This is a genomic window from Arthrobacter celericrescens (genome assembly GCF_003614925.1).
Classification (GTDB): domain Bacteria; phylum Actinomycetota; class Actinomycetes; order Actinomycetales; family Micrococcaceae; genus Arthrobacter; species Arthrobacter celericrescens.
This window is the reverse complement of the sequence record NZ_QYLP01000091.1, coordinates 1-25,560: the sequence shown is the minus strand read 5'-3', so window position 1 is coordinate 25,560 and position 25,560 is coordinate 1. Positions and strand designations below refer to the sequence as shown.

Annotated in this window: 23 protein-coding genes; 8 read left to right on the top strand and 15 right to left on the bottom strand. The window is 67.9% G+C overall.

Annotation, left to right across the window (positions count from 1 at the left end):
* Positions 1-385: 385 nt before the first annotated feature.
* The 3 genes from D3654_RS16210 (at position 386) to D3654_RS16200 (ending at position 4,302) form a co-directional block, all read left to right on the top strand.
* Entirely contained in the window at positions 386-1,225 is an 840-nt protein-coding gene (locus D3654_RS16210) for a hypothetical protein (protein WP_120522497.1), read from the top strand.
* Between the two features lie 171 nt (positions 1,226-1,396).
* Complete coding sequence (locus D3654_RS16205) at positions 1,397-2,695, top strand: aminotransferase family protein (protein WP_205571835.1); 1,299 nt, start codon at positions 1,397-1,399, stop codon at positions 2,693-2,695.
* A gap of 101 nt (positions 2,696-2,796) precedes the next feature.
* Entirely contained in the window at positions 2,797-4,302 is a 1,506-nt protein-coding gene (locus D3654_RS16200) for an amino acid permease (RefSeq protein WP_245413280.1), read from the top strand.
* An 89-nt stretch (positions 4,303-4,391) separates the two neighbouring features.
* On the opposite strand, the gene D3654_RS16195 is transcribed toward D3654_RS16200, so the two are convergent.
* The 14 genes from D3654_RS16195 to D3654_RS16125 form a co-directional block, all read right to left on the bottom strand.
* Positions 4,392-5,612 carry a pyridoxal phosphate-dependent aminotransferase gene (locus D3654_RS16195; protein ID WP_120522495.1) on the bottom strand — a complete coding sequence of 407 codons (1,221 nt, stop codon included), beginning with the start codon at positions 5,610-5,612 and terminating at the stop codon, positions 4,392-4,394.
* Positions 5,613-5,669: 57 nt separating this feature from the next.
* A complete protein-coding gene (locus D3654_RS16190; RefSeq protein ID WP_120522494.1) occupies positions 5,670-6,593 on the bottom strand; it encodes a PASTA domain-containing protein in 924 nt (307 codons plus the stop codon).
* Between the two features lie 15 nt (positions 6,594-6,608).
* Positions 6,609-7,526 (bottom strand): PASTA domain-containing protein, encoded by a 918-nt coding sequence (locus tag D3654_RS16185; RefSeq protein WP_120522493.1) that lies wholly within the window; start codon positions 7,524-7,526, stop codon positions 6,609-6,611.
* Between the two features lies 1 nt (position 7,527).
* Positions 7,528-7,998, bottom strand: coding sequence for a hypothetical protein (locus D3654_RS16180; RefSeq protein WP_120522492.1), 471 nt, complete (start codon positions 7,996-7,998; stop codon positions 7,528-7,530).
* Positions 7,995-8,534 (bottom strand): phage tail protein, encoded by a 540-nt coding sequence (locus D3654_RS16175; RefSeq protein ID WP_120522491.1) that lies wholly within the window; start codon positions 8,532-8,534, stop codon positions 7,995-7,997. Before D3654_RS16175 ends, D3654_RS16180 begins: the two co-directional genes overlap by 4 nt.
* A complete protein-coding gene (locus D3654_RS16170) occupies positions 8,524-11,166 on the bottom strand; it encodes a baseplate J/gp47 family protein (protein ID WP_120522490.1) in 2,643 nt (880 codons plus the stop codon). The genes D3654_RS16175 and D3654_RS16170 overlap by 11 nt, the downstream gene beginning before the upstream one ends.
* Positions 11,163-11,615, bottom strand: coding sequence for a GPW/gp25 family protein (locus D3654_RS16165; protein WP_120522489.1), 453 nt, complete (start codon positions 11,613-11,615; stop codon positions 11,163-11,165). Before D3654_RS16165 ends, D3654_RS16170 begins: the two co-directional genes overlap by 4 nt.
* Before the next feature lie 43 nt (positions 11,616-11,658).
* Entirely contained in the window at positions 11,659-11,997 is a 339-nt protein-coding gene (locus tag D3654_RS16160; protein WP_120522518.1) for a hypothetical protein, read from the bottom strand.
* 7 nt (positions 11,998-12,004) lie between these two features.
* The gene (locus tag D3654_RS16155; RefSeq protein WP_120522488.1) at positions 12,005-13,543 is read right to left on the bottom strand and encodes a phage baseplate assembly protein V; all 1,539 of its coding nucleotides are present in this window, start codon (positions 13,541-13,543) and stop codon (positions 12,005-12,007) included.
* Positions 13,544-13,556: 13 nt separating this feature from the next.
* Positions 13,557-14,315 (bottom strand): CIS tube protein, encoded by a 759-nt coding sequence (locus D3654_RS16150; RefSeq protein ID WP_120522487.1) that lies wholly within the window; start codon positions 14,313-14,315, stop codon positions 13,557-13,559.
* A 1,148-nt stretch (positions 14,316-15,463) separates the two neighbouring features.
* Positions 15,464-15,955, bottom strand: coding sequence for a phage tail protein (locus D3654_RS16140; RefSeq protein ID WP_115787060.1), 492 nt, complete (start codon positions 15,953-15,955; stop codon positions 15,464-15,466).
* A gap of 1 nt (position 15,956) precedes the next feature.
* Positions 15,957-17,246 (bottom strand): phage tail sheath family protein, encoded by a 1,290-nt coding sequence (locus tag D3654_RS16135; RefSeq protein WP_120522485.1) that lies wholly within the window; start codon positions 17,244-17,246, stop codon positions 15,957-15,959.
* Between the two features lie 12 nt (positions 17,247-17,258).
* Positions 17,259-17,948 carry a hypothetical protein gene (locus D3654_RS16130; RefSeq protein ID WP_120522484.1) on the bottom strand — a complete coding sequence of 230 codons (690 nt, stop codon included), beginning with the start codon at positions 17,946-17,948 and terminating at the stop codon, positions 17,259-17,261.
* Between the two features lie 139 nt (positions 17,949-18,087).
* Positions 18,088-19,020 carry an NAD-dependent epimerase/dehydratase family protein gene (locus D3654_RS16125; protein ID WP_120522483.1) on the bottom strand — a complete coding sequence of 311 codons (933 nt, stop codon included), beginning with the start codon at positions 19,018-19,020 and terminating at the stop codon, positions 18,088-18,090.
* A 146-nt stretch (positions 19,021-19,166) separates the two neighbouring features.
* On the opposite strand from D3654_RS16125, the gene D3654_RS16120 reads away from it, so the two are divergent.
* From D3654_RS16120 to D3654_RS16110, 3 genes are read left to right on the top strand one after another with little or no spacing between them, the layout of a single operon-like run.
* The gene (locus D3654_RS16120) at positions 19,167-19,895 is read left to right on the top strand and encodes a TetR/AcrR family transcriptional regulator (RefSeq protein WP_120522482.1); all 729 of its coding nucleotides are present in this window, start codon (positions 19,167-19,169) and stop codon (positions 19,893-19,895) included.
* A 16-nt stretch (positions 19,896-19,911) separates the two neighbouring features.
* Positions 19,912-20,748: an oxygenase MpaB family protein gene (locus D3654_RS16115; RefSeq protein ID WP_120522481.1), complete on the top strand. Its 837-nt coding sequence runs from the start codon at positions 19,912-19,914 to the stop codon at positions 20,746-20,748.
* Entirely contained in the window at positions 20,741-21,718 is a 978-nt protein-coding gene (locus tag D3654_RS16110; protein WP_120522480.1) for a DUF817 domain-containing protein, read from the top strand. The genes D3654_RS16115 and D3654_RS16110 overlap by 8 nt, the downstream gene beginning before the upstream one ends.
* Before the next feature lie 5 nt (positions 21,719-21,723).
* On the opposite strand, the gene D3654_RS16105 is transcribed toward D3654_RS16110, so the two are convergent.
* The gene (locus tag D3654_RS16105) at positions 21,724-22,296 is read right to left on the bottom strand and encodes a hypothetical protein (RefSeq protein WP_120522479.1); all 573 of its coding nucleotides are present in this window, start codon (positions 22,294-22,296) and stop codon (positions 21,724-21,726) included.
* A gap of 427 nt (positions 22,297-22,723) precedes the next feature.
* Between D3654_RS16105 and dnaK the strand changes: the two genes are divergently transcribed.
* Positions 22,724-24,583, top strand: a complete 1,860-nt coding sequence (dnaK, locus tag D3654_RS16100; RefSeq protein ID WP_120522478.1) for a molecular chaperone DnaK — start codon at positions 22,724-22,726, stop codon at positions 24,581-24,583.
* A 2-nt stretch (positions 24,584-24,585) separates the two neighbouring features.
* Positions 24,586-25,257, top strand: coding sequence for a nucleotide exchange factor GrpE (locus D3654_RS16095; RefSeq protein WP_120522477.1), 672 nt, complete (start codon positions 24,586-24,588; stop codon positions 25,255-25,257).
* Positions 25,258-25,560: the final 303 nt, after the last annotated feature.

The window sequence follows — 25,560 nt, the reverse complement described above, 5'->3', positions numbered from 1 at the left end:
GGCTCGATGCCAGCCGATATTGCCGCGCAGGACTCGCGAGATGATTTCGGCGTCGTCATGTATCACTGCTCTTCGAGCTGGATGCGGAAAGGCCTTGGTTTCAGGCGCCCTCGCGCCGACCCGTCGAGACCTCGAGCCGGGTCGGGAATGTGATATATGACTCATATATCAAAGAACTCTATGGGTGCAATCTTCACCAGGTCAAGAGTTTGATGTGTTAATTGGTTGTATCCGTCAACTCACATCAATTGGTTGCTATCTGTCGCCTCACGGGGCCGGGCTTCTATTCGTCGGCCTGCACCTGCGCCGTTGAAGTTCCACGCAAATTAGGGCCAGACGCCCGATTTGACGCCTATACGGGCATCGCCTCTGCCACAATTGAGCCATGGCCGCAGGGAGGCGGGGTCCGGGCTATTTGGCGGGTATCACTGGTACCGGCGCGCTTCGTGATGGGCCGTCGCCCGAGGCGATCCGCAAACCCTTCTTCATTGCCGCCGTCGTGGTCTTCGCCATCGCCGTGCTGGCGGAAATAGGCATGTCGCTCCTGCTCGGCGGGACCGCCGTCGAACCTGTCTCCCCGGCCGACGCCGCCAAGCTGGGCGTCCCGCTCGACGTTTTCCTCAAGACCCAGAAGGCCGACGCCGAACCTCCCGGTGCGGGGATCGGTTTCCTTGCGTTCCTGGACGGTCTGCTGCTGTTCACCGTGGTGATGCTGGGGCTCAGCCTGATGATGGAGCTTCGGCTTTACGGACGGATCCAGGGGATCGTGACCCTGATTGTCACGTTCCTGTGGGTGGTGGCGGCGTTCTTCGCGGCGATGCTGGCGATGGCGAAGCTGTTCCTGATGTTCGGATTGTTCGTGGCCGCACCGTTCGGGACCCTGGCCTACTTGGCGCTGTGGGGCAGTTTTCCCACCGGGCAGGCGGCAGCGATCCTAGGGCTACTGCTCCTGCTGAAGGCCGTGTTCGCCGTGCTGCTGATCCTGAGCCAGCCGAAGTTCCTCAAAGTCACCGGGCTGGTGGTTCTGCTCGTGGTGTCCGTGCTGCTGCAGCTGGTGCTCGGCCTGATCCACGGTTTCCTGCCCGGCCCGCTGGTCTCCATCGGCGACCAGTTCTGGGCGCTGGTCACCGTGGTCGTGGCGCTGGTCTGGGCCCTGATAATGCTGATCCTCTCGATCCCGGCGATCATCAACGCCCTGCGGGTCAGCGGCTCGGTAGGGGACTAGGAAACGACGACGGCGCTCGGCCCTGTGCGCCCCTGCAAGTTTTTCTTACAAGTATCGGTCAAAAAGTATCGCTTTTCTTTAGGTGTCTGCGTCCGTACTTTGTCATCACCACCGCAAATTCCTCCGGTGGATTCCCAGACAGGACTCACGTTTACCGGAAGGAGCGAACCCATGACAATGACCGATCCCGTACAGGCACCGACCAAGGCGCGGCTGGTGGACGGGCCCGCACTTTGGCCCGCCCAAGCACATGTCCCCACGGTCATCGGGCGCCAACTCATCATCGAACGGGGAGAAGGCTCCTATGTCTTCACGTCCGACGGCCGCCGCCTTTTCGATGGAACCGCCGGTCTGTGGCACGCCAACATAGGCCACTCCCATCCGGAATTGGCCCGGGCCGCCTACGAGCAGATGATGCGGCTCGAGACGCACCACATCTTTGCCCGGTTCACGAACGACAAAGCACACGCGCTGGGGGAGCGGCTCGCTGGCCTGGCCCCGTTTGAGCGGGCCAAGGTGATTCTCAATTCAGGCGGCTCCGATGCCATCGATGTGGCTTGCAAGCTCGCCCGCCGCCATTGGCAGCGGGAAGGCCGCTCATCCAAGAAGGTCATCCTCAGCCGCGAATTCGCCTACCACGGCCTGCACGCCTACGGAACGAGCATCGCCGGCCTCGAATTCAACCGCGAAGGCTACGGAACCGATTCCCTGGTCCCCGAAACCGCCCGGGTCTCGTTCAACGACGCCGAGCAGGTTGCCCGGGTTGTCGACGAAATCGGGGCGGAAAAAATTGCCGCGATCGTCACCGAACCGATCCAGGGTACCGGAGGCGTCAATCCTCCAGTGCCGGGATACCTTGAAGCGATCCAACAGATCTGCCGGGAGAATGACATCCTCTTGATCCTGGATGAAGTCATCACCGGCTTCGGCCGGACCGGCGAGATGTTTGCCGCCGAACGGTACGGGATTCAGCCGGACCTGTTGACGTTCGCCAAGGGCATCACTTCCGGCTACGCGCCACTGGGCGGCGTGCTCGTAAGCCCCCCGATTTGGGAACCCTTCTACGTCGACTCTCCCGCAACACCGATTTTCCGCCATGGCGCGACCTACGCGGGCCACGCGACGGCTTCTGCGGTGGCCCTCGCGCACCTGGAGATTCTCGAACGCGATCAGCTGATACCCAGGGTCGGGGACCTCGAAAGGGTGCTGCATCGGGAACTTGCCGGGCTGGATGCCGGGCATTCCGGAGTCATCGAGGTCCGGTCTGCGGGCCTGCTCGGCGGCGTCACCCTGGCCGATCACCTCAGCGCCGAAGCGATCGCCGACGACCTTATCGAACTCGGATTCATTTCCCGGCCGCTGCGCGGAAACACTTTGCAGATCAGCCCTCCGTTCATCATCAGCGATGACGAGCTGGTGTCCTACGTGCAGGCTATCGGGCACGCCATCAATGAACGCGAGCGCCGGTGACAAACGAATTCCAGCAGCGTCCTACATCGGCCTGAATGCAAGAAACCTGACGGGTTCCTGTCAGAAACCAGCGCTTTTCCCAACAAGCGAAGAGGTTCATCATGACCAACGAATACGACGTCGACTCGAAGCATCACCTGACAGCGGCGCAGGGTGCTTCCCTGGCATCCGGGCCGGAATCCGCCGGTCATTCACAGGGCAAGAAGCTCCGCGCCCGGCACGTCACCATGATCACGCTGGGTGGAATCATTGGTGCGAGCCTGTTCGTCGGCTCGGCCAACATCATCCGCAATACCGGTCCCGCAGCGGTACTCTCCTACGCCGCGGGCGGGCTTTTGGTATTCCTCGCAATGCGGATGCTCGGCGAAATGGCAGCGGCCAGGCCTGCCGTCGGATCCTTCATGGAATATGCCAGGGTGGGCCTTGGAAGCTGGGCGGCGTATATCGTCGGCTGGCTGTACTGGTATTTCTGGGTGGGCGTGATCGCCTACGAAGCCGTCGTGGGTGGCGGAATGCTGCACAACTGGTTCCCCGTGCTTCCCGCGTGGGCCGGTTCGCTCGCATTGCTGGCGGTCTTTGTGGGCACGAACCTCATTTCCCTGCGGACCTTCGGGGAAACGGAGTTCTGGCTCGCAAGCATCAAAGTGATCGCGATTGTGGTGTTCCTTGGTGCGGGCGTGCTGTACGTGCTCGGGCTCTGGCCGAACGCTTCCTTCTCTGTATCCAACCTCTGGGCCCACGGCGGATTCATGCCCAACGGGATCGGCGTGGTTCTCTCCAGCATCGCACTGGTGCTGTTTTCGTACTTCGGCACCGAGATTGCCGTCATGGCCGCCGCGGAATCAGAGAACCCCGCAAAGGGAATCCGCCAGGCAGCAAACACGGTCATCTGGCGAGTCATGCTTTTCTATGTGGGTGCCATCCTCGTCATCGCCACGATCGTTCCGTGGAGCGAACTCCCCAAGCCGTCCGACATTGCCCCGTTCACTTACGTGTTCTCGCTGTTCGGCATGCCCGGCGCCGAGGTCATCATGGGCCTGGTCATCTTCACGGCCGTGATCTCCGTCCTCAACTCCGGAACATACTCCGCGTCCCGGATGTTCGCCGCCCTTGCCGAGCAGAGGCTTGCGCCGGCGGTTGTCGCCAGGCGTAACAGGAAGGGAGTCCCGGTTGTCGCCGTAGTTGCATCGACGGTCGGCGGCCTCATCGCAACCTTGGTGAACTTCATTGCCCCCAGCTCGGGCATCTATGACTTCATCATGAATTCGACCGGGCTGGTTGCCCTCTTTGTCTACGTGTTCATCGCCCTCACCCAGTGGCGCATGAGGACCAAGATGACTTCGGATGAACGGGCGGACCTCAAGCTGAAGGTGTGGCTGTTCCCGTGGCTGAACATCATCCTGATCCTGGGTGCGATCGGCATTGTCACGATCATGCTGTTCAGCGAGGACGGCCGCACACAGGTGTGGACGAGCCTGATCGCGGCCGGTGCGTTGGTGCTGTTCTGGCCGGTGGTCCGTAAGCGGCTTGGACAGCAAGAAGGCTGGCAAAAGGATCTGCCGGAAAAGGAAGCGCCGGCCCCGGCCACCGTGGAGGTCCGTCAGTAGAAATGGCTCGGATCGCGGTCCGCCGGTCTTCATGACTGGTGGACCGCCGCCGTGACCGGCAGGCCCAAGCCGTCACTGGAATCGCGAAGCTAAACCCTTGCCCGGTACGCAGCGAGGAACGTCGAAATCCGTCGAACGGCTTCCTCGATCTCCCGCTCAGCCGGCAGGATCACGAAACGGAAGTGGTCCGGCGTCGGCCAGTTGAACGCGGTGCCGTGCGAGACGAGGATCTTCTGGTCGCGCAGGAGCTCCAGTACGAACTCCTCGTCGTTCTTGATCGGGTAGATCTCGGGGTCCAGGCGCGGGAACAGGTACATGGCACCGGCCGCGGGAACGCACGAAACACCGGGGATCGCCGTCAGCAGTTTCAATGCCAGGTCACGCTGTTCGCGCAGCCGCCCGCCCGGCCTGATGAGCTCCTCGATGCTCTGGTATCCGCCCAGGCAGGTCTGGATGGCGTGCTGCGCCGGGACGTTGGCGCACAGCCGCAGCGACGCCAGCAGCTCCAGGGCTTCGCGGTATTCGGCGGTGGCCGCGTGCGGACCGGTGACGGCCACCCAGCCGGCCCGGTAGCCGGGCATCCGGTACGCCTTGGAGAGCCCGCTGAAGGTCAGTACGCAGACGTCGTCCGCCACCGAGGCGGTGTGGATGTGCTGGGCCTTTTCGTAGCGGATCTTCTCGTAGATCTCGTCGGAGAACAGCACCAGGTCGTGCTTGCGGGCCAGGTCCGCGAACTGCTCCAGGATGTGGCGCGGGTACACGGCGCCGGTGGGGTTGTTCGGGTTGATGATCACGATGGCGCGGGTGCGCGAGGTGATCTTGGCTTCGACGTCGGCCATGTCCGGCCACCAGTTCTGCTGCTCGTCGCACAGGTAGTGCACGGGTTTGCCGCCGGTTAGTGTCACCGCGGCGGTCCAGAGCGGGTAGTCCGGGGCGGGCACCAGCACCTCGTCGCCGTTCTCCATGAACGCCTGCAGGGTCATGGAGATGAGCTCGCTGACGCCGTTGCCGATGAAGATGTCCTCGACGCCGATCGTCATCAGGTTCTGCGTCTGGTAGTACTGCGAGATCGCGGTCCGGGCCGAGAAGATGCCCTTGGAATCGCTGTAGCCCTGTGCGCCGCGCAGGTGGTGGATCATGTCCACCACCACCGACTCCGGCGCCTCCAGCCCGAACGGTGCCGTGTCTCCGAGGTTCATCTTCAGGATGCGGTGCCCCTCGGCCTCCATGGCCTTGGCCGCCTGGAGGAGCGGGCCACGCAGTTCATAGCGGACGTTCTGGAGTTTGCTGGAGTGCTGCATCGGACGCATGGTTGATCTTTTCACGGCGGTGCCCGCTCTGCCGAGCGTTACGGGGCGGAGCCAGGCCTATCCGCCCAGCTTGATCTTGCACAGGTCGGGCTGCGTCTTGCAGAGGTTGACCTTGGGATCGAGTGGGGAGCTGATGTCCCGCAGCTCCGTTTTGACCAGCACCAGGGTGTTCGGCGGGACCTTTTCGCCGGCGTCCCTGGTGGCGCCGAGCACCACGCACCTGTTGAGGAGACCCTGCGACGCGGTGCATCCGGAGCCTTGGGTGACGTCCAGCTGGATCTTCGCAGCCGCGGCCCGCGATTTCGCCGTCTCGATCGTGGCGCCGACCAGGACCGGCACCGTGGTCTTGACCGGCACCGCCACCTCCAGGACCACGGTGGAGCCGCGGCCCACCGTCCGCCCGCCGTTTGGCTCCTGCCCGAGCACCGTTCCGGCGGCCTCCGTGCTCTCCTTCTCCGTGACCGAGGTGCCGAAGCCCGCATCCTTGAGGATCTGCACCGCTTCCGCCTGCGGCTTGCCCACCACCGGCGGCACGCTGGCGTCCTTGAACAGGAACCACAGCACGCCCCCGACGACGGCGAGCAGCACCACCCCGCCGATGATCACCCAGAGCCACGGGAACCCGGGAGCCGGGGCCGGCGTCGAGGGTGCCGGCACCTCGAGCGTCACCACCCGGGCCTGGTCCGCGTAGTCCTCCGGGGCGTCGTCGGCCGAATAGGCGATGAGCTTCACCGGGTAGCTGCCGGGCGCCGCGCCGGTGGTGTCGAACTTGGCCAGGTACTGCTCCGTGGCACCGGCGGCGAGGGTGCGGAGCGGATCCGGGATGTCCGTGTAGGTTTCCGGGGCGGCTCCGCCGGGGAACGCGCCGAGCACCACCCGGGCCGGGGCCCCGCCGCCGTTGGTGACCGACGCAGTCAACGAACCCTTGCCGTCCTTCAGGACCACGGTGGGGGAACTCAGGGTCATGGTGATGGTGCCCATGGGATTCTCCGGCTGCTAGGGGGCGCTGTGCAGCGCCGCTTCGTCGTTTTCCTCGCGTGTCCGTGTTCGGGTCTCGCCCGTCACGCAAACCTGGTCGCCGTCGTACGCATCCCGCCACACGAAACCCTGGAGGCAGGTGTTGACGCCATACGGGCCGCCGGGCGGGTTGGGCTTCCGCGCCAGCTGCGTGGCCGGGGCATTGTCCTGGACCACCTGGGCGGCGGATTCAGGCGTCACGCACACCTTGTCGTCCGGGGTCACCCGCCGGTAGACATAGCCGGGCTGGCATTTGTCCGCCGCCCGGGCGATCTGCACGCTCACGGTGGTCCCCTTCTCCGCGGTGCCGCCTGCTTCCGGGTTCTGGCTGATGACGGTGCCGGCCGGCTGGGTGCTCACCACCTCGGTGGAGCCCATCGAGAAGCCGGCGCCGATGAGGATCTGCGCCGCTTCGCCCTGCTGCTTGCCGCGCACGTCCGGGACGTTGCCGCCGCCGCGCATCAGGTACCACAGCACCCCGCCGATCGCCAGGAGCAGCACCACCCCGCCGATGATCACCCAGAGCCAGGGAAACGTCGACGGCGGCTTGGCGGGCGCGGGCGCCTGGCTGACCGTCAGCGTCACCACGTGGGCCTGGTCCGCGTAGTCTTCCGGGGCGTCGTCCGCGGAGTAGGCGATGAGCTTCACCGGGTAGCTGCCGGGTGCCGCGCCGGTGGTGTCGAAAGCCACGAGGTACTGCTCGGTGGCGCCCGCCGCAAGCGTGCGCAGCGGGTTGGCCACGGTGGTGTACGTCGGCCCGCCGGGCTGGCCGGGGAAGGCCCCAAGCACCACGCGTTCGGTCTCCACGGAACTGTTTGTCACGGAAGCGGTCAGGGAGCCCTTGCCGTCCTTGAGCTCGACCGTGGGGGAACTGAGGGTCAGGGTAATTCCGGTCATGTCAGCCTGCCTCCGCTAGTTGGAGCACACAGTTTCCCGGTCCCGGGCAGCGGATGCCGAGGCTCCCGCCCGAGGTTCCGAACGTCAGGTCCACGGTATCCCCGGCGCCGGCCGATTGCTCGGTACGCGTGCCCTCCACCGAGAGTGTCACCGTGACGGCCTGCTGCGGCAGCAGCCGCGCCCGCTTGGTGGGCGGGCCGAAGGAGAACAGCCCGCCGAACTCCCGAACAGTAAAGATGCAGCTTCCGGCGACCGCGAGCTGGCCGCCCGACGCCGAACAGGAGCCGCCCGCCGGGGCCAGGTCCGCCGTCGTGAGCTTCCCGCCGCCGGCGGCCTTCGCGAATCCGGACTGCCAGTCCCTCGCCCCGGCGTTGTTGCTGCCGCTGCAGCTGACCCCGAGCACCAGCACCAGCACCGCGATGACCGCGCAGATCGCCACCACGATGATTGGGTTCCGGTTCTCGCTGTTCATGCGTCCATCACCTCGACGCGGTCGGTGACGTGCGCCGGTTTGATGCCCTTGACGATCCGGCGGATGAGCTCGATCTGCCCAGCGGCGGCGGCCGGCACCCGGACCGTGATGTGGAAGGCGCCGGGTTCGGACACGACCTCAAAGCCGGGAACGCCCGTGGCCAGGAGCAGGAAACGGGTGAGCCCGTCCACGGTACCGCGGCGCGCGGACAGCCCGGCGGCGCAGGCGATCAAGTCCCGCTGCCGGGCCACCGGGATACCCGCGGAGCCGGTCCCGGTGGATTCGGGACCAGGCAGGGTGAGCCAGTCCAGGTCCACCCAGCGGGACAGGAAAGGAATGAGCGACGACGGCGAGCGCCCCGGATCCGGGACGGTGTGGACCCGGTCCAGGACGTCCCGGACGGGCCGGTGCAGGTCCTCGGCCACGGCCAGCAGGGCCTGCAGCGGCAGGCTGCTCTCGGCCGCCACCTGGTACACCTCCGGCAGCACGCGCAGCAGCCGGGAGTCCTGCAGCCTGAAGTCGCCGTCAGTGGCCATGGACTACCTCGATCCGGTGCCCGCCCGAGCAGAAGAGCCAGGTTTCCGGCAACGTCACGACGTCGTCCACCACCCGGCGCGTGCAGCTCGCCCAGGACGCGGTGTTGTCCGTGCTGCGGTAGATCCCCTTGGGCCCGGCGGCGAGCAGCAGCTGCGTGCCGTCGTCGCGCACGGCGCCGGAGACGCCGCGGACGGGTTCGAAGCGGGTGCGGTCGCGCAGCGGCAGCCCGCAGTTCACGTCCGGGGTGCTCCATTGCGGGGAGGCCTGGCCCAGCTGCAGGCGCAGCACCCCGCCGCTCTGGGTGGCGGCGTAGGCGGCGTTGCCCATGACGTGCACGGCCCAGCAGCTGCCTCCCGTCCAGCCCGCGCCGAACTGCTCCCAGGCCGCCTGCAGGGTGTCGAGGTCGGTGCGGGCGAGTTCGTCGATCTTCAGGCGCAGACAGCCCGTGCCGCTGCCCTCCGGCACGGAACGGCCCAGCCACAGGTAGCTCGCGCCGCCGTCGTACTGCACCGTCATGCAGCGGATGTCCTCCCCGGCCGCCTTGACCCGTTTGAAGCTGCCGGCCATGCCGGCGTCGGGGGAGAGCCACACCCCGGCCGAGGCTTCAGCCGCCACGGCCACCCCGGTGCGGCCGCGGACGTCCACCAGGGCGTCCACGGCGTAGAAGCCGCGGTCCGGCTGCCCGGCGTCCACCACGTTCTGGACCGGGATGGCCCCTTCGCCCATGGGGAGTTCGTAGAGCCCGCGCTCGCCGGCGAGCAGCAGCACGGGCGCGCCCTGCCGGTCCACCCAGCACAGGTCCGCCACCACGAACCCGAGTTCGGCGGCGCGGCGCCAGGATTCGCCGAGGTCCTCGCTGATGTAGATGCGCGAGGACGTCCCGGTCACCGTGCTGACCGCGACCATCCCCGGGTGCTGCCCGACGGCGGACCGTCCCGGGGCGGGCGAACGGAACGGTGCGATGGACCGCACCGTCTCTGTGCTTCCCGAGGTGTTGAACTCGGCGCAGGCCTCCCAGCCATCGCCGGCGTTGGTGGTGCGGAACAGCAGCCCGTCCTGGGCCACGAACCAGGTGTTGTCCTGCCCCTCGGCCTGCACCAGCCCCATGGCGTCGCTGTCCGGGACCTTGTCCACCTCCAGCCGCACCCGGTCCACGTACTGCACCCCGGGTTCGGCCTCCTCCATGGCCCGGTACAGGTTGGAGACCCGCAACGGTTTGCCGAAGCCCGAACCGTAGCCGCCCGTATCCGCGTGGGACGGGCCTTGGCTGAGCGGGCTGATGCCCTCGGCGAGCCGGGCGGCGATGCGGGACCTGACGGCGTCGGCGTCCTCATCCGGGCGCACTACGATCCGCGCGTCCACCAGCACTTGCTTGTACAGGCCCCAGCGCACCACCGGCTCGGCGCCAACGGTGGAGCGGCGGCGCAGGTACTGTTCGACGTCGTCCCGCACCTCGGCGCGGGCCTGCGCGGCCAGTTCGTCGGCGGTGACGGGTGTGCCTTGGGCGCCGCCGGTGCGCGGCACGAACGGCACCAGCACCACCTCCACCTCGCCGGGCTTCGCGAAGGCCCACAGCTCCTTGCGCGTGAATGCCCGGGCCCGGTCCACGCCGCCGTGCCGCATGGCCAGCACCTCGTAGTCACGCACGGTGACGGCCCGGTCCCGGGCCTGGAAATCCTGCGGGGCGCGGCGGAGCGCGTTCTCCAAGGCCTCGCCGTCGCGGCCGCCCGTGGCAGGTTCCGGGTTGCCGACCCGCAGCCCCGGCACGGGCGTGCGCAGCACCGTGAGCTGACCGGCCCCGACATTCCCGCGCTGCCCGCCGCCGCCGCGGTACCAGGCGCGCACTTCGGCGCCAGGGCCCGGGACCGGCGGCAGCTCCTGCTGGCTGCCGGAGGCCTGTCCGCTGAACGCTTCGTCCCACCAGGCGAACATCACGACGCCGGCACTCCGGTCGATCCGCACCGGCACCTCCCCGGGCCGGGCGTCGGCGAACGCCTCCACCTCGCGGCAGTACCGGAACGGCTTGCCGTCCACCAGCACCGCCTCGCCACTGCTGAGCCGCGTCCCCGCGGGCACCTCGATGGCCACGGACAGCCCGGCTCCCGACACGATCGGCGCGTTCGGCACCACGAAGCTCTGGCCCGGCCGCCCGGTCCCGGTACCGATCGGGACGGCGTCGTACAAGGTGACATCGGCTGCAGGGACCAGCACGCTGGCCTGCCCGGCCGGCAGCACGGCGGCCGCCGTCGTCGTGAACACCGGCTGAGGCGCCCCGGGCACGCCGGGCGGGCAGCTGACCTGGGTGCCGCGCGGGATCCGGATCTCAGGGGCCTCCCCGTCGGAACCGCCTGCGGCCAGGCGGCTGAATTCCAGCATGGTTTCGGCGCTGCCGGGCGGGTGGAGGCTGGTGCCGAGCAGGTTCAGGTATACGGCGTACAGCTTGTCCGGGACCCGGTTGAGCCGGTACATCAGGGTGTCCGTGAGGTACGCGAAGGCCTCCATGATGGTGATGCCGGGGTCGTGCACGGACAGGTCCGTCCAGTCCGGGGCGACTTGCCGGATGCGCTCGCGGGCCCCGGCCACCAGCTCCGCGAAGCTGCGGTCATCCAGGTTCGGCACGGGAATGCTCATGCTGCACCTCCTGACTCAGGGGACATAGCGGAGTCGACGGGCAGGGTGATGGCCAGTTCGTCCTGGTGCTGGGTGGCACGGACCCGGTACCGGAGCCGCACCTCCAGCAGTTCCGGGCTTTCCTGCGAGCGCGAGGCGTCCAGGGACAGCACCGTGATCCGCGGCTCCCACTGCTCCACGGCCCGGGCCACGTAGTGGATGGCCAGGCCCGCGGTGGTGTCGTCCGCGGGGGCGAAAGCGAGCCGGAAGAGGTGGCAGCCGTAGGTGGGGCGGTTGATGCGCTCGCCGGGCCGGGTGCTCAGGAGCAGCAGCAGGGCCTGCCGCACGGAGGCGGCGTCCGTGACGGTGGCCAGCCTGCCGTCCGGGGTGAGGGTGAGGCCGGAAAGCCCGACGGCGGCGTCGAAGTCCGGATGGACGAAAGCCACCGATTTGTACCGGGGAGCGCTCATGGCCGGCTGCCTTTCATGCCTGCGCTCCTCATGCCTGCGCCGCTCATGATCCGGCCGCCACGAATTCCTGGCCCGGCCGCCGGACGGTGTATTTCACGGCGCCGGGCGGGGTGCCGTCCGTGAAGCCCTCCACGGTGTCCAGGCACATCCGCTTCCCGCCGATCCGGATGAACGTTGAGTATCCCTTGATCACCGGCAGGGTCTTGTTGCACGGCTTGATGTTCAGGCCGATGTTGGGGCACATGGAGATGTCCCGGCCCACGGGATCGGCTTCGACCAGCACGGGCGAGCCCGCCACCCGCACCCATTCCTGCGAGGGGACGTTTTCCACCTTGCCGTCGTGCCCGCAGCGCAGGATGGCCTCCTTAACCAGGATTTTCATCGACACCTCAGGCCTCCTCGAAATCGACGGTCTTGGCGCGGATCCGCATGGCCTTGCCCGGCGCCTCGAGCAGCAGGTCCGTGGCCGCCGTGATGCGCAGCTTCTCCGGCCCGAGTTCCACGGTGGAGCCGTGGCCGTCCGTGAAGCTGACGGTGCGGGCGCCGCCGTCGAGCACGATCTGCTGGCCGTCCGCGGAACGGAACGTGTAGCGGCTCTCCCGGGCGGTGTTCCCGCCCGCGTCGGGGGTGCGTTCGCGGCCGTACAGCCCACCGAGCACGATTGCCTGGGCCGGGTCCGTGGCCGGCAGCAGCACCAGCACGGTGTCCTCCGGCGCGGGCGGCAGCACCAGCCCCTTGCCGGGACCGGCGGCCCCGGTCAGCACCGGCGCCCAGCCGCTCTCCAGCGGCGGATACGCCGGGAGGCGGACGCGGACCCGGCCGCGTTCCTCGGGATCGTCGACGTCGGCCACCACGCCCAGGGTGAACACGTCCGGCTGCCGGGGCGGCGGGGTTTCGGGCGGCCGGGTGGTGATGGTGGTTTCGTAGCCGCTGCCGTCCAGCCGGTGCACGGCCGAGGCAACGGTGTAGGTGCCCTCCAGCGACGAGGCCAGGCCTTTGACGCGGACCCGGGCGCCGGCGCGCAGGAGCGGGTCGCCGTCGGCCACGAACACGGCGCTAACCTGGCCGGCCATCCGCACGTCCAGCTCCGCCTGCGCCAGCTCGTGGGCCGCGGCGTCCGAGGCGAAGGCCTCGTTGCCGCGCAGCAGGTTCCCGCCTGCGCCGACGCTGGCCAGCGCTGGGTCCGCCGATACCCCGGCCTTCGCGTCACTGCCCGACGCCGACCCCTCCAAGGCCTGCGCGTCGCCGGTGTTCCAGCCCGCCGTCCGGGCGCCCAGGTACGCCGGTTCCTGGCTGAGCTCCACCTCGGCCGAGTGCAGGCTGCTGCCCAGTTCCAGTTCCACTGGGTCGCCTTCGCCGGCCAGTGTGGTGAGGCGCAGGGCATCGCCGTCAACCACCGGATAGACGCCCACCCGGGCGCTTTGCTCCACCAGCAGGGCCAGGTCCGAACGTGCGCATTGGTACACCTGCCCCAGTCTTGCCGTACCCCCGGTGACCTGAAGCCCCGTGCCTTCGCAGAGCGTGCGGGCCAGGCCGGCCAGGTCCACGTCCCCCTGTTCGCCTCCGTGCAGGCGGGTGAACTGGCGCTTGCGGAGGCGGTGCAGGGCGTCGTAGGCGCGGACCCGGATTTCCTGGGAGAGGTCGGCCCCGTAGCTGCGCTCCACCACGGTCACCTCGCCCACGAACAGGGGAGTGCGCCGTCCGCCCAGCTCCACCCGGAGCGCATCCCCGGGGGCCGGGTCCACGCCCCTGCCGCCTTGGCCAGGGCTACGTTGGCCAACTGCGGGCCGCCACGTGATGAGGCACTGTGCGGGCCTGGCCAGGGAGCTCAGGACCTGCACGGACACGATCGCGGCGGTGTCGGCCGCGGAAAGCCGTCGCCGCCCGAGGGTGACGATCAGTTCGGGCAGTCCCTGCAGCTGCCTCATGGCGTTGCCTGTTTCATGGCGTCTCTCCCATGGGCGGCACGGCCAGCGGACCCGTGAAGTGCGCGGGGTCGTCCACGTTGTTGTACTCCAGCAGCAGTTTCCACAGCAGCGGCGTCCCGAAGGCCTGAAGGCTCAGGCGTCCCAGCTCACCGGGCGGCACCTCGGGGAGGGGCTCTTCGCCGTCGGGGGCTAACGCGTCCCGGTCCGTGCTGCCGTCGCCGGTCACCGCCAGGGTGTCCACGGGCGGTGCCGTCAGGTCCACCGGAGGCAGGCGCTGGGCGAGTTCGTAGTTCTCGCCGCCTTCCTCGTCCGCACTCTGGCCCACCCGCACGAACACCAGGCGCATCCAGGAACGAAGGGGCGAGCCGTCCGGGGCGAAGCGGTCGAAGCGCTCCGCGACCTCCGTGACGATCCCCGGTACATTCCACGCCCGGCCCCAGACGAAACGGACCGACGGCGGCCGGCGCTGCCGCTCCACCTCCGCCGAGTTCTCCGCGAGCGCCCAGATGGGCCGGGTCATCTGCCGGACGTCCTGGACATTGAGCGACGCCGGTGCGAGATCGACGTCGAACAGCAAATCCAGGCGAAGCTCCGTGTGCCCGCCGCCGGTGAAGAGCAGGGGATCGTCCGCGAGGCCGCTGCCGGTGAGTTTCCCGCCCGCGCTCCTCCGCGGCTCCACGCCGGCGCTGCGCTGCATCACCACGGTTTCCGGGTTGAGCAGGCAGCCCAGGTGCTCGCCGGTGTCTTCAATGAGGAATGCGACCCTTTCCATGTCACACCGCCGACCGTTCGTGGTTCAGCCGCGCCGCCCGGGCCAGGGCGTGCTCGAGGTGTTCGCTGCTGCTTTGGGTGGTGGTTTGCGGGCTTGGTTTCGGGGCGAGTTTGGGCCAGGTCCCGGTGAGCGGGGCCTTGGGTGCGGGGTGTTGGGGGGTGCTGGCGTGCGGGGGGCTTGGTTCCGGTTTCGGGGCGTGGGATTCCGGGGTGTGCGGGAGCACGACGGCGGCGGGCGGGGTTGGGCGTCCATGGTCCGGCTTGGCTGGGACTTGGTTCGGTGCCTGGGGATTCACCGGGCCCGGGGGCATCGGCGCGGCCGGGGCTGCCTGTTGAGGGGTTGCTTCTTGCGGGGCTGTTAGTTGCGGTCCTGGGGCGATTCCCCGGTTACCGCTCTGTGAGGCCTGCTCTACGTTCTTTGAGCGCGCCAAAAGACGTAGAGCAGGCCTCACAACGTGAGGGGCATCGCGTGGTTCGGTGGTTTGGTCTGTGGGGGCGGGAGTCCCCGGGGTGGGCTGTTGGATGTGGGTCGGCTCGGCATGGGTCGGCTGGGCGTGGGTCATCAGCGCCGGGGTGGGCTGCGGAGGAGTTGTTCGGACGGGGGCGGATTGCGTTGAGCCCACACGCTCCGGCCGGAGGCGCAGCGTGGGCACCGCGTTGTCGCCGCGTTGTGGGGGTGTCACGGGATCGGAGGAGTCGAAGGCCGCGGACGGCGGTTCTGTGGCCTGGGTTGCGGCGTCTAGGCGGAGCCCGGCCGTCGTGGGGCCCTTTGGCTCAGACGAGGCAAAGGGCATCCGCGCCGTTGCTGGCCGCAGCCTGAATTTCCGTAGCCGGGACAGTCCAAAGTGCCCCCGGACGGTTGGTGCATCGACTGTTGGTGCATCGACGGCGGGCACATCGACAATTGGCGCATCCGCAGCCGAGCCATCCCCCGCAGGCGCAAGCCCGGCGTCGCGCAGCAAGCGGACCCAATGCTCGGGCGCGCCGGAGAGGTCGAAGCCGCGGGACGGCGTCGACCTCGCCGTCGGCCCCCCTGTTCCGGAAGGGGCAGCCGGCGAGGGGCCCCGCGTTGCAGGGCCCCCGGGCTCGAGCCGCTCCGCCATTCCGCGCAGCCGTGAGGCCAGCCCCCGCCGCCAGGCAAGCATGCCGTCAGGCCACGGGCGCGCGGGCATCGTCGAGTTCCAGGCGGTCGTAGGCGATGGTCACGGATTCGATGGCCAGGTCCTTGCCCAGGGCGTCCAGCGGCGCACCGAACCACTCGCACAGCCAGGCGCCCAGCAGGTTCCAGCGCCGCACCTCGGCCGAGCCGGAATCATTGAGCATGGCGATGGACACGTTCCGACGCTCCACCTGGCCGTTGGCCGCCTTGAAGAGCCACTGCAGCATTTCCGTGGAATCCGTGAGCCCATACTTGAGGGTCACCGGCGTGTATTCGACCTGCCCCGGAATGACCCGCACCGTGCTGTTTTCGCCGCCGGATCGGTACAGGATGCGGTCGATCTTCATGCCCAGGCCCTCCACCTTGGTGAAATGCCCCTGCACCACCCCTTGGATGACCAGTTTGAAGTTGTACGCGCGGTACGGGTCCACCACGTTGCCGGGCTGCGCGGCCGGGGCCGGGGTACTTGGCTGCACGCTCATCTCAGGCTCCTGCGCTTTCTGTCTCGCTGGTGGCTTCGGCCGACTGCATGAGTTTGAAGATCACGAACTCCGCCGGTTTCACGGGCGCGATCCCGATCAGGGTGACCACCTGGCCGGCATCGCGGACTTCCGGTGGGTTGGTTTCCTCGTCGCACTTGACGAAGAACGCCTGCTGCGGGGTGGTGCCCAACAGAGCGCCGTCACGCCACACGTTGGTCAGGAACGCGCCGATGTCCCGCCGGATCGACTTCCACAGGGTGTGGTCATTGGGTTCAAAGACCACCCACCGGGTGCCGTCCGCCACCGATTCCTTGATCATGTTGGTCAGCCGACGCACGTTGATGTAGCGGTACTCGCTGGCCTCGGGCGCCTTTGTCCGCGCGCCCCACACCCGGATGCCTTCGCCCGGGAAGTAGCGGATGCAGTTCACGCCGGCCGGGTTGAGGACTTCCTGCTCGCCGCGGCTGACGCGCCGCACCAGATCCAGCGCGCCCTGGATGGGTTCGTTGGCCGGCGCCTTGTGGACCCCGCGGCTGCCGTCCACCCGCGCCCAGATCCCTGCCATATGGCCCGACGGCGGCTGGGTCACCTTCTTGCCGGACACCGGGTCCGTCATCACGATCCACGGGAAGTACAAGGCGGTGTACCCGCCGGGGGACTGGGGTGCGCCGATCGCTTCCTCGCCTGTGGCTCCCGCGCCGGGCCCGGGCTTTGCGGGTTCCGGTTTCGCGTCCTCAGGCTTGTCGGGCTTGTCCGGCTCAGGCTCGGGCTTGTCGGGCTCCGGGGCGTCCGGCACACCGGAGGTCGCCGCCCGGGTGAGCGCTCCGACGTCGTCCACTTTCTCCACGGTGTCCAGGATCGCCATGCGGTCCTGCCGCAGCGGATGCTCCACGTGGGCCTGCAGGGCCGCATAGGCGTCGGCGTTGGCGTAGCCGGGGGCGGCCACCATGGAAATGTCGTCGATCGCTTCGAAGAGGGTCAGGCCCGTGGGTTTCCTGGCCGTGCCGGTGAGGCTTCCGCCGGTGCCGATGTTGACCACATAGCAGCGGCCACCGCCATTGGCGAAGAACCCGAAAACCGCGTTGGACAACGGCGTTCCCTGCGTGGCCTTCCCGACATACTGGTCCACGAACTGGGTCCAGTTGTCCAGGACGCGTGCCTCATCCAGGTGCGCCAGCGGATCCGGGGCGACCCCCACGAATCCGGCGATGCTGGTGCTGACCTGCCCGATGGAGCGGGCACCGCTGGGCACTTCCTGCACATACACTCCAGGTGCCTGATAATTCACCATGGCGCGCTTCCTTTACTCCCACCGGATGGTCACCGGCAGGCTGCTTGTGCTGGCTGACATTTCACGTTCCGTGCCGCGGACCGCCACGGCAAAGTGCTGGAGTTCGTCGGCCGAGGCCAGGACCTCGAAGTGGCCGGTGGCGTCGCTGACGACGGCGGTGGCGGACGAATGCGCGCGGATGTAGGCGTTGGGGATGCCTTTGTTGTGGATGTCCACGAGCCGGCCGTGGATCCGCCGCGCCACCGTGGTTTCGGCGATGAGCGGTTCCAGGACGGGCGGGCCGGCTGGTTCCTCGAAGGCCAGTGATACCGGGACGCGGACCAGAAACCCCAGTCCTTCACGGATGCTGGCACTGTATTCGCCGGGTTCGAACTCCCCGGTGGAAACCACGGAGTACTGGCTGTGGCGTTCCACCGCGAGCAGCAGTTTTTCCATCGTGGTGAGGCAGTCCGGGCCCCGTGCCTCGATGGCCACCTTGAGTTCCAGGTCCAGCAACGGGCCGTTCCTGCGGGAGCGGCCCACGCGGTTCAGGGCGACGGGACGGACGGTCACCGCCGCGTCGGCTGGGGCATCGGGAGGCGCATCCGGAGGGGCGCCGGGAGAGGATGGTTCGCCGTCGTCCTCGAGGTGAACCGGCACAGGCGAAGCGGCATTCGACAGCAGCCCCAGCAGTTCGGTCAACGAAGCTTGCACAACACCCACGGTGACACCCCAGTCGACAAGGTGGTCCAGTACAGCGGTTGAGCTTAGGTTACTCCCGCAACGGCCCCTCAGTCACGAGGTTTTGCCGGTAAATCCATTCGTTTGAAAATAGTCGAGGAGCGGGTTATCGGGCGACACCTCACGCCTCCTGCTGCCGCCACCACGCCACCGTGGCCGCGGCGGCTTCCGGCAGCGGCGTCGGCGCCAGGCCCAGCCGCGCCTGGCTGGCCGACGAGTCCATCACGAACGGCCGCTCGAACTGGTACAGCGTTTCGGCGAGCTCGCGCATGGGTGTGGACGCCAGGCCCAGGATCTTCAGCAGCCACCCCGGGATCGTGCCGAGCTTCACCGCGGGCAGGCCCGCTGCAGTGTTGAACGCCGTCGCGAGTTCCTGCTGGGTTACCGCCGGGCCGGTCGGTGCGTGCAGCACAGTGTTCCACAGCTCCGGCGTCTGCGCGGCCTTGACCATCGCCGCCGCCAGGTCCGGCACGTACGTAAAGGAATGCGGCTGGTCCGCGCGCCCGATCACCTGCAGCGACTTCCCCTTCAGCAGCACCGGAACCATGCGGTCTCCGGCGTGCGAGATGCGGACACGCGGGCCGAAGAAATCCCCGGCCACCACGCTCACGGTGTCCGCCGCGTGGGCCCGCCGGGCCTTGAGCAGCGCGGTGCGCACGCCGCGTTTCCCACCGGTCGCCTCGCGCGGGCTTTCCTCCCGCATGGTTTTGTCCGGCTCGCTGTACGAGTACAGGCTCTCCGGGAAGACGACGACGGCGCCAGCCCCCGCGGCGGCGTCCAGCACCGTCCGCTCGGCGCGGGGGAGCTCGTCCTCCCAGGCTTTCGCCGTGTAGGAGGAGCCGTGGATGCAATGGAAGACGGCTGCGGCGCCGTCGAAAGCATCCGCCAGTTGGGCAGGGTCCGAAACGTCGGCCCTCCGCCGCTCGATCAGCGGATGCTCCGGGCCCGAGCCGGAGCGGGTGAGCAACCGGACCTGGTGGCCCTGCTCCGCGAGCATGGCCGCAATTGTCGAGCCGACGGGGCCGGCTCCGGTGACTGCATAGGTGGTGGTCATGGCGGGGCTCCCTGGTGCTGATCTGGCTGGCTCGTGATTTCTGAGAGCACTGCTCTCTCTGATCCAGAATGAACCTCGGCCACCTTTAAGTCAAGAGCAATGCTCTCTTTTGTTGACGCCGCTCTCTTTTGTGGCATGCTGGGGGCATGCCGTCCGCCACGAGACCCCAGGCCAAGGCCCCCACGCCGCGGGAGCGCGCCCGGGCGCAAACCATCGCCGACATCGTCCGGATCGGCCGGCAGCACCTCGCCCTCCACGGTGCCGCGGCGCTGTCGCTGCGCGCTGTGGCGCGGGATCTCGGCGTCGTGTCCTCCGCGGTGTACCGCTACGTCGAGAACCGCGACGAACTCCTCACCCTGCTGCTGGTGGACGCCTACAACGAGCTCGGCGACGCCGTGGATGCCGCCGTCGATGCCCTCCCTGAGGATGATTTCGCTGGCCGCTTCCACGCCCTGGGGCACGCTGTCCGAGGCTGGGCGCTGCGCGAACCCGCCTGCTACGCGCTGCTGTTCGGCAGCCCGGTCCCCGGATACAAGGCGCCGGGGGAGCAGACGATCGTGCCCGGCACCCGGGTGGTGTACCGCCTGGTCCGCAATTTCGACGCCGCCCACCGGGCCGGTGCGCTGGCCGCCCCGGCCGGACCCGCCGTCGTCGTTCCTGAAAAGCTTGCCCGCGACCTCGCCGCCATCCGCACCGGACTCGGCCTCGAGGTGCCGGAGGACCTGGTGACGCGCGGCGTGCTGATCTGGACGTCCTTGTTCGGAGCCGTCAGCTTCGAGGTGTTCGGCCAGTACGGCGCGGACACCTTCGCGGCCCGGGATGAACTGTTCGCCCACCAGCTCGGCTTGCTCGCGGGGATCATCGGCTTGGTGTGAGGAGTAGGGTGTCTGCATGGTTCGCGGCTTGGCAGACATCGGGGCGGAAGCCGTGCTGCTCGCCGGAGCCGGTTCGGCCATCCTCCTGCAGGTCGCCGATCCGGCGGTAGGGCGGGGCGTCGCCGAACACAGCAACTTCGCCGAGCGTCCCCTTGACCGGCTCGCGGCCACCATGGGCTACGTCTACGCCGTCATCTACGGTTCCGAGGAGCAGTTGACGGCGGTGCGCCGCGCCGTCAACCGTGCCCACGCGCCGGTCCGCGGAACGTCCGAAGGTGCCTCTCCCGGCTACAACGCCTTCGACCCCGCATCCCAGCTCTGGGTGGTCGCCACCCTCTACAACACCGCCGTGAGCGTTTACGAGCGGGTGTACGGAACGCTCGACGGCGAAGCGGCGGACCGCGTTTACCGCGAGTATGCGCGGATCGGGACGGCCCTGCAGCTCCCGGCGGACCTCTGGCCTGCGGACCGGGCGGCCTTCGCCGGCTACTGGAATGAGCGCCTCGCGGGGCTGGCCCCCGCACCCGAAGCGGTTCGGGTGGCGCGGGAGTTGCTGAACCCCGCCGTGGGACCGGCGTGGCTGCGCGTGGTCATGCCCCTGGTGCGGCTGCTCACCGCCGGGCTGCTGACTGAGTCAATCCGCGCCGCATACGGACTGCCCTGGGGGCGGCGACAGCAGCGGAGCTTTGACGGCGTGATGCGGGTGCTCGTCGTGGTGTATCCGAGGCTTCCGCGGCGGATCCGGCACTTGCCGAGGGACTACTACCTCGGCCGGATCGATGTGTCCGGGGTGCGGCCGCATGCCGGGCGCGGCTCTGCCCGTCCGCCGGTGCGGAAGGCCGCGGATGCGTAACCTGACCGCCGTCGAACAGTTCCTGGACGAGCGGGCGCACCGCTTCCTGGAGCGCGCGCCCGCCGGCGGCCTGCGCTGGAAGTTCGCGGAGTTCCTCGTCTTCGGCTTGAAACAGGCGTGGGCTTGTATCTTCGGCGCGCTGCTGCTGGCGGTGATTTTCGGGGCGAGGCTCTGGTACCCGGCTGACGCCGCCCTCGCCAGGAACGACTTCCTGACCATCGCCGCCGTCGTGATCCAGATCCTCATGGTCGCCACCAGGCTGGAGACGCTGCGCGAGCTCAGGGTGATCGTGCTGTTTCACTTGGTGGGCACGGTCATGGAACTGTTCAAGACCGACGTCGGGTCCTGGAGTTACGAGGCCGAGGGCGTCCTGCGGGTCGGCGCGGTGCCGTTGTTCAGCGGGTTCATGTACGCGTCGGTGGGGTCGTATATGGTGCGGGTCTACCGGCTCTTCGACCTCCGTTTCGCCCGCTATCCCCGGCGCTGGATCACCGCGATCGTGGCCCTGGGCATCTACGTGAACTTCTTCTCGCACCACTACTTTTTCGACTTCCGCTGGGTCCTGCTTGCCGCCGTCGCGGTGGTGTTCGGGCGCTGCGTAATGCACTTCCGGGTGTTCCGGCGCAGCTTCCGGATGCCGCTGCTGGTGGCGTTCCTGCTGGTGGCGCTGTTCATCTGGATCGCCGAGAACATCGCCACGTGGTCCCACGCGTGGCTCTACCCGAGCCAAGTGAACGGCTGGCACCTGGTCTCCCCGGACAAGCTGCTCTCCTGGTTCCTGCTGATGATCATCTCCGTAGTGCTCGTGGCCTGGGTCTACAAGCCCGTTCCGCCGGAGGCTGCGGAGGAGGCGCCGTCGCCGGACCCAATGCGTGGGGCCTCCGTCGAGGACGGTGCTTCGCTGGAGGGCGGGGACTCATCGGAGGGCGGGGCGTCGCTGGAGGGCGGGACGTCGCGCCGGCGCCCCTGACGGCCCTAGTCTTCGCCGCGGGCTTTTCGGAGCCAAGCCCGGCGGGCGGCCAGCAACGGTTCGATGTCGGCCACGGTTTCCAGTGCCAGGCTCTCCGGCGTCGGCCTGCCCGGTCCCTGCGCCACCATGGCGATGCCGAAACCGCCGTGGTCCGCGGCGGCAAGCCAGGAATCCGCACTGCGCCAAAGCCTGAACGTCCTGGCGAGGCCGTCGATTGCGACGCTGATGGCCGTGTACGGTTGGGATGCAAAGGCGTCCTGTCGCTCAAGAAGTTCTTCCCGCGATCGAGGCGCGCCCGACGCCGTGATCCAGCGGAGCTCCGCAAGTTCGAGCGGATTCCTGGTTGTCGTGATGACTTCCAGCTGGGAACCGGAGCCTTCCGAATTCTCCGGAAATACGGCTTCGTAGGCCACACTGCCTTCACTCCCATCAAACTGCCAGAAGCCCATCATTGCCGCGCCGGGCCGATTGGCAAGACGGAACAGCGGCAGGCCGCCAAAGCTGCCGCGAATCTGCTGCTCGTGGTTTTCATATGTCGCCCAGAATTCGTCCGGCGGCAGGAAACCCGTGAACTCCATGGCGCCAGTGTGCCACCGTAGGGGCCCGAAGTCGCTGCAACCCTGCCGGCTCGCCGGAACGTTCCAGCGAGCCCGCAGCGCTCCCGCGACTCCGAGCTTAGGCGGCCGCCCGGGGAAGCCGACGCCGGCGCCCAAACGCCCAAGCCGCCCGCCGCCGTCGTTCCCGTTCTCCCACGGCGAAACCGCCCCGAAACGCCCCTGGAACCGCGCCATTCCGGGGCCAAATCCGGACCAAATCCACACCCGAACCCGAAGTTGAGCGAACTAGGCTCAACTTTGGATTGACTTAAATCGGCTCAGGAGTACAGTTGAGTGCAGAACGCTCAACTCGCCGAATGTTGAGTGGTCCCTGGCTCTGATCCGCAAGGATGCACGCCCGGGTGGAATCTCGAACATCGGCATCGAAAGCAGTGAAAGGAAGCAATACATGTCGCGTGCAGTAGGTATTGACCTCGGAACCACTAACTCCGTTGTCTCTGTTCTCGAAGGTGGCGAGCCCACCGTTATCGCCAACGCCGAAGGCGGCCGCACCACGCCGTCCGTCGTTGCCTTCTCCAAGTCCGGCGAAGTCCTGGTGGGCGAAATCGCCAAGCGCCAGGCCGTCAACAACATCGATCGCACCATTGCCTCGGTCAAGCGCCACATGGGCACCGACTGGTCGGTCAACATCGACGACAAGAAGTACACGCCGCAGGAAATCTCCGCGCGTATCCTCATGAAGCTGAAGAACGACGCCGAGAGCTACCTCGGTGAGAAGGTCACCGACGCCGTGATCACCGTTCCGGCCTACTTCAACGACGCCGAGCGCCAGGCCACCAAGGAAGCCGGCGAGATCGCCGGCATGAACGTGCTCCGCATCGTCAACGAGCCCACCGCGGCCGCCCTCGCCTACGGCCTGGACAAGGGCAAGGAAGACGAGCTCATCCTCGTCTTCGACCTCGGCGGCGGCACCTTCGACGTCTCCCTGCTGGAAGTCGGCAAGGACGAAGACGGCTTCTCCACCATCCAGGTCCGCGCCACCGCCGGCGACAACCGCCTCGGCGGCGACGACTGGGACAACCGCGTTGTCGAATGGCTGCTCAGCCAGCTCAAGATCAAGGGCATCGACCTCTCCAAGGACAAGATCGCCCTCCAGCGCCTCCGCGAAGCCGCAGAGCAGGCCAAGAAGGAACTCTCTTCCTCCACCAGCACCAACATCTCGCTCCAGTACCTCTCCGTCACCCCCGACGGCCCGGTCCACCTGGACGAGCAGCTGACCCGCGCCAAGTTCCAGGACCTCACCAAGGACCTGCTTGACCGCACCAAGAAGCCGTTCCACGACGTCATCGCCGAAGCCGGCATCAAGGTTTCGGACATCGACCACATCGTGCTGGTCGGTGGCTCCACCCGTATGCCCGCCGTCTCCGAGCTCGTCAAGGAACTGGCCGGCGGCAAGGAGCCCAACAAGGGCGTCAACCCGGACGAAGTTGTTGCCGTTGGCGCAGCGCTGCAGGCCGGTGTCCTGAAGGGCGAGCGCAAGGACGTGCTCCTGATCGACGTCACACCGCTTTCCCTCGGCATCGAAACCAAGGGCGGCGTCATGACGCACCTGATCGAGCGCAACACGGCCATCCCCACGAAGCGTTCGGAAACCTTCACCACCGCTGACGACAACCAGCCGTCCGTGGCCATCCAGGTCTTCCAGGGTGAGCGCGAGTTCACCCGCGACAACAAGCCGCTGGGCACCTTCGAACTGACCGGCATCGCCCCGGCTCCCCGCGGCGTCCCGCAGATCGAGGTCACCTTCGACATCGACGCCAACGGCATCGTGCACGTCTCCGCCAAGGACAAGGGCACCGGCAAGGAACAGTCCATGACCATCACCGGTGGCACCGCACTGTCCAAGGAAGACATCGAGCGCATGGTCGCCGATGCCGAGGCACACGCTGCCGAGGACAAGGCCCGCCGCGAAGCCACGGACACCCGCAACTCCGCCGAGCAGCTCGCCTACTCGATCGAGAAGCTGCTGTCGGAAAACGACGACAAGCTGCCGGAAGAGGTCAAGACCGAGGTCAAGGCCGACGTCGATGCCCTCAAGAAGGCGCTCGAAGGCACCGACGACGCCGCCGTCAAGACGGCGTTCGAGAAGCTGCAGCAGTCCCAGACCAAGCTGGGCGAGGCCATCTACTCGCAGGCCTCCGCCGCCGGTGCCGAAGGCGCCGAGGGTGCAGCTCCGGCCGGTGACAAGAAGGCCGACGACGAGGACATCGTCGACGCCGAGATCATCGACGAAGACGAGAAGAAGTAACCATGCCCCACCACGGCAACGAATCAGAGCACTCGGATTCGGAGCAGGGCAAGCCGGTCATCCGGGACAACCGCAAGGTTGACCCGGAGACCGGTGCCGCCCGGCACCCGCACCAGGAAGCAGCCCCCGACGCCCGCACCCCGGCGGGTGCCGAAGGCACCGCCGGTGCCGAGGGTGATGCGCTGTCCCAGGCTGAGGAGATCCTCAACGGCGTCGAGGTTCCGGCTGAAGAGTCGGTAGCCTCCGGTGCCTCGGCCGCGGCCGAAGCCACGGAACTGCGCAACGACCTCCTCCGCCTCCAGGCCGAGTACGTCAACTACCGCAAGCGCGTCGAGCGCGACCGTGCCGTCGCAGGAGAAATGGCCGTCATCGGCGTCCTGAACTCCCTGCTCCCGGTGTTGGACGACATCGACGCCGCCCGCCAGCACGGCGACCTCGAGGACGGCCCCTTCGCCGCGATCGCCGCCAAGCTGGAGAACTCGCTGAAGACCTACGGACTGGAACGGATCGACGCCACCGGCGTGGAGTTCGACCCCACCATCCACGAGGCCCTCATCCAGCAGCCGGGCCAGGACATCGAAGTGGACACTGTCAGCCAGGTGCTGCGCTCGGGCTACCGCTCCAAGGAGCGGGTCCTGCGTGCAGCCCAGGTGATTGTGTCGGTGCCGGCGTAAGGTTCGGCCTGCCTCACCAAGCGCTTCGCCGGATATAGGGCGGTGCCCGCTTCGCGGTGCCCTCCACACCGCCGCCCTATATCCGGCTTCGCGCTCAGGGCAGCCCACCTAGGGTGAGCCGACCGCAAGCGCGAAGCAGCGTATGGGCCCCCCTCATCCGCTACGGTTCAAGCGTTTGGCTCGCCAAGCGGGATCCGCCTAAGGTGAGCCGACAGCAAGCGCGAAGCAGAGCATAGGCCCCGGGAGTGGCATCGGGCCTGCCGAAGCGTGGGCGGCTCGGGTCCGCAAGGACCGAGCCGCCCA

Coding starts and splice junctions, on each gene's coding strand:
- D3654_RS16210 (WP_120522497.1), top strand. CDS start 386: ATGGCCGCAGGGAGGCGGGGTCCGGGCTATTTGGCGGGTATCACTGGT.
- D3654_RS16205 (WP_205571835.1), top strand. CDS start 1,397: ATGACAATGACCGATCCCGTACAGGCACCGACCAAGGCGCGGCTGGTG.
- D3654_RS16200 (WP_245413280.1), top strand. CDS start 2,797: ATGACCAACGAATACGACGTCGACTCGAAGCATCACCTGACAGCGGCG.
- D3654_RS16195 (WP_120522495.1), bottom strand. CDS start 5,612: ATGCGTCCGATGCAGCACTCCAGCAAACTCCAGAACGTCCGCTATGAA.
- D3654_RS16190 (WP_120522494.1), bottom strand. CDS start 6,593: ATGGGCACCATCACCATGACCCTGAGTTCCCCCACCGTGGTCCTGAAG.
- D3654_RS16185 (WP_120522493.1), bottom strand. CDS start 7,526: ATGACCGGAATTACCCTGACCCTCAGTTCCCCCACGGTCGAGCTCAAG.
- D3654_RS16180 (WP_120522492.1), bottom strand. CDS start 7,998: ATGAACAGCGAGAACCGGAACCCAATCATCGTGGTGGCGATCTGCGCG.
- D3654_RS16175 (WP_120522491.1), bottom strand. CDS start 8,534: ATGGCCACTGACGGCGACTTCAGGCTGCAGGACTCCCGGCTGCTGCGC.
- D3654_RS16170 (WP_120522490.1), bottom strand. CDS start 11,166: ATGAGCATTCCCGTGCCGAACCTGGATGACCGCAGCTTCGCGGAGCTG.
- D3654_RS16165 (WP_120522489.1), bottom strand. CDS start 11,615: ATGAGCGCTCCCCGGTACAAATCGGTGGCTTTCGTCCATCCGGACTTC.
- D3654_RS16160 (WP_120522518.1), bottom strand. CDS start 11,997: ATGAAAATCCTGGTTAAGGAGGCCATCCTGCGCTGCGGGCACGACGGC.
- D3654_RS16155 (WP_120522488.1), bottom strand. CDS start 13,543: ATGAGGCAGCTGCAGGGACTGCCCGAACTGATCGTCACCCTCGGGCGG.
- D3654_RS16150 (WP_120522487.1), bottom strand. CDS start 14,315: ATGGAAAGGGTCGCATTCCTCATTGAAGACACCGGCGAGCACCTGGGC.
- D3654_RS16140 (WP_115787060.1), bottom strand. CDS start 15,955: ATGAGCGTGCAGCCAAGTACCCCGGCCCCGGCCGCGCAGCCCGGCAAC.
- D3654_RS16135 (WP_120522485.1), bottom strand. CDS start 17,246: ATGGTGAATTATCAGGCACCTGGAGTGTATGTGCAGGAAGTGCCCAGC.
- D3654_RS16125 (WP_120522483.1), bottom strand. CDS start 19,020: ATGACCACCACCTATGCAGTCACCGGAGCCGGCCCCGTCGGCTCGACA.
- D3654_RS16120 (WP_120522482.1), top strand. CDS start 19,167: ATGCCGTCCGCCACGAGACCCCAGGCCAAGGCCCCCACGCCGCGGGAG.
- D3654_RS16115 (WP_120522481.1), top strand. CDS start 19,912: ATGGTTCGCGGCTTGGCAGACATCGGGGCGGAAGCCGTGCTGCTCGCC.
- D3654_RS16110 (WP_120522480.1), top strand. CDS start 20,741: ATGCGTAACCTGACCGCCGTCGAACAGTTCCTGGACGAGCGGGCGCAC.
- D3654_RS16105 (WP_120522479.1), bottom strand. CDS start 22,296: ATGGAGTTCACGGGTTTCCTGCCGCCGGACGAATTCTGGGCGACATAT.
- dnaK (WP_120522478.1), top strand. CDS start 22,724: ATGTCGCGTGCAGTAGGTATTGACCTCGGAACCACTAACTCCGTTGTC.
- D3654_RS16095 (WP_120522477.1), top strand. CDS start 24,586: ATGCCCCACCACGGCAACGAATCAGAGCACTCGGATTCGGAGCAGGGC.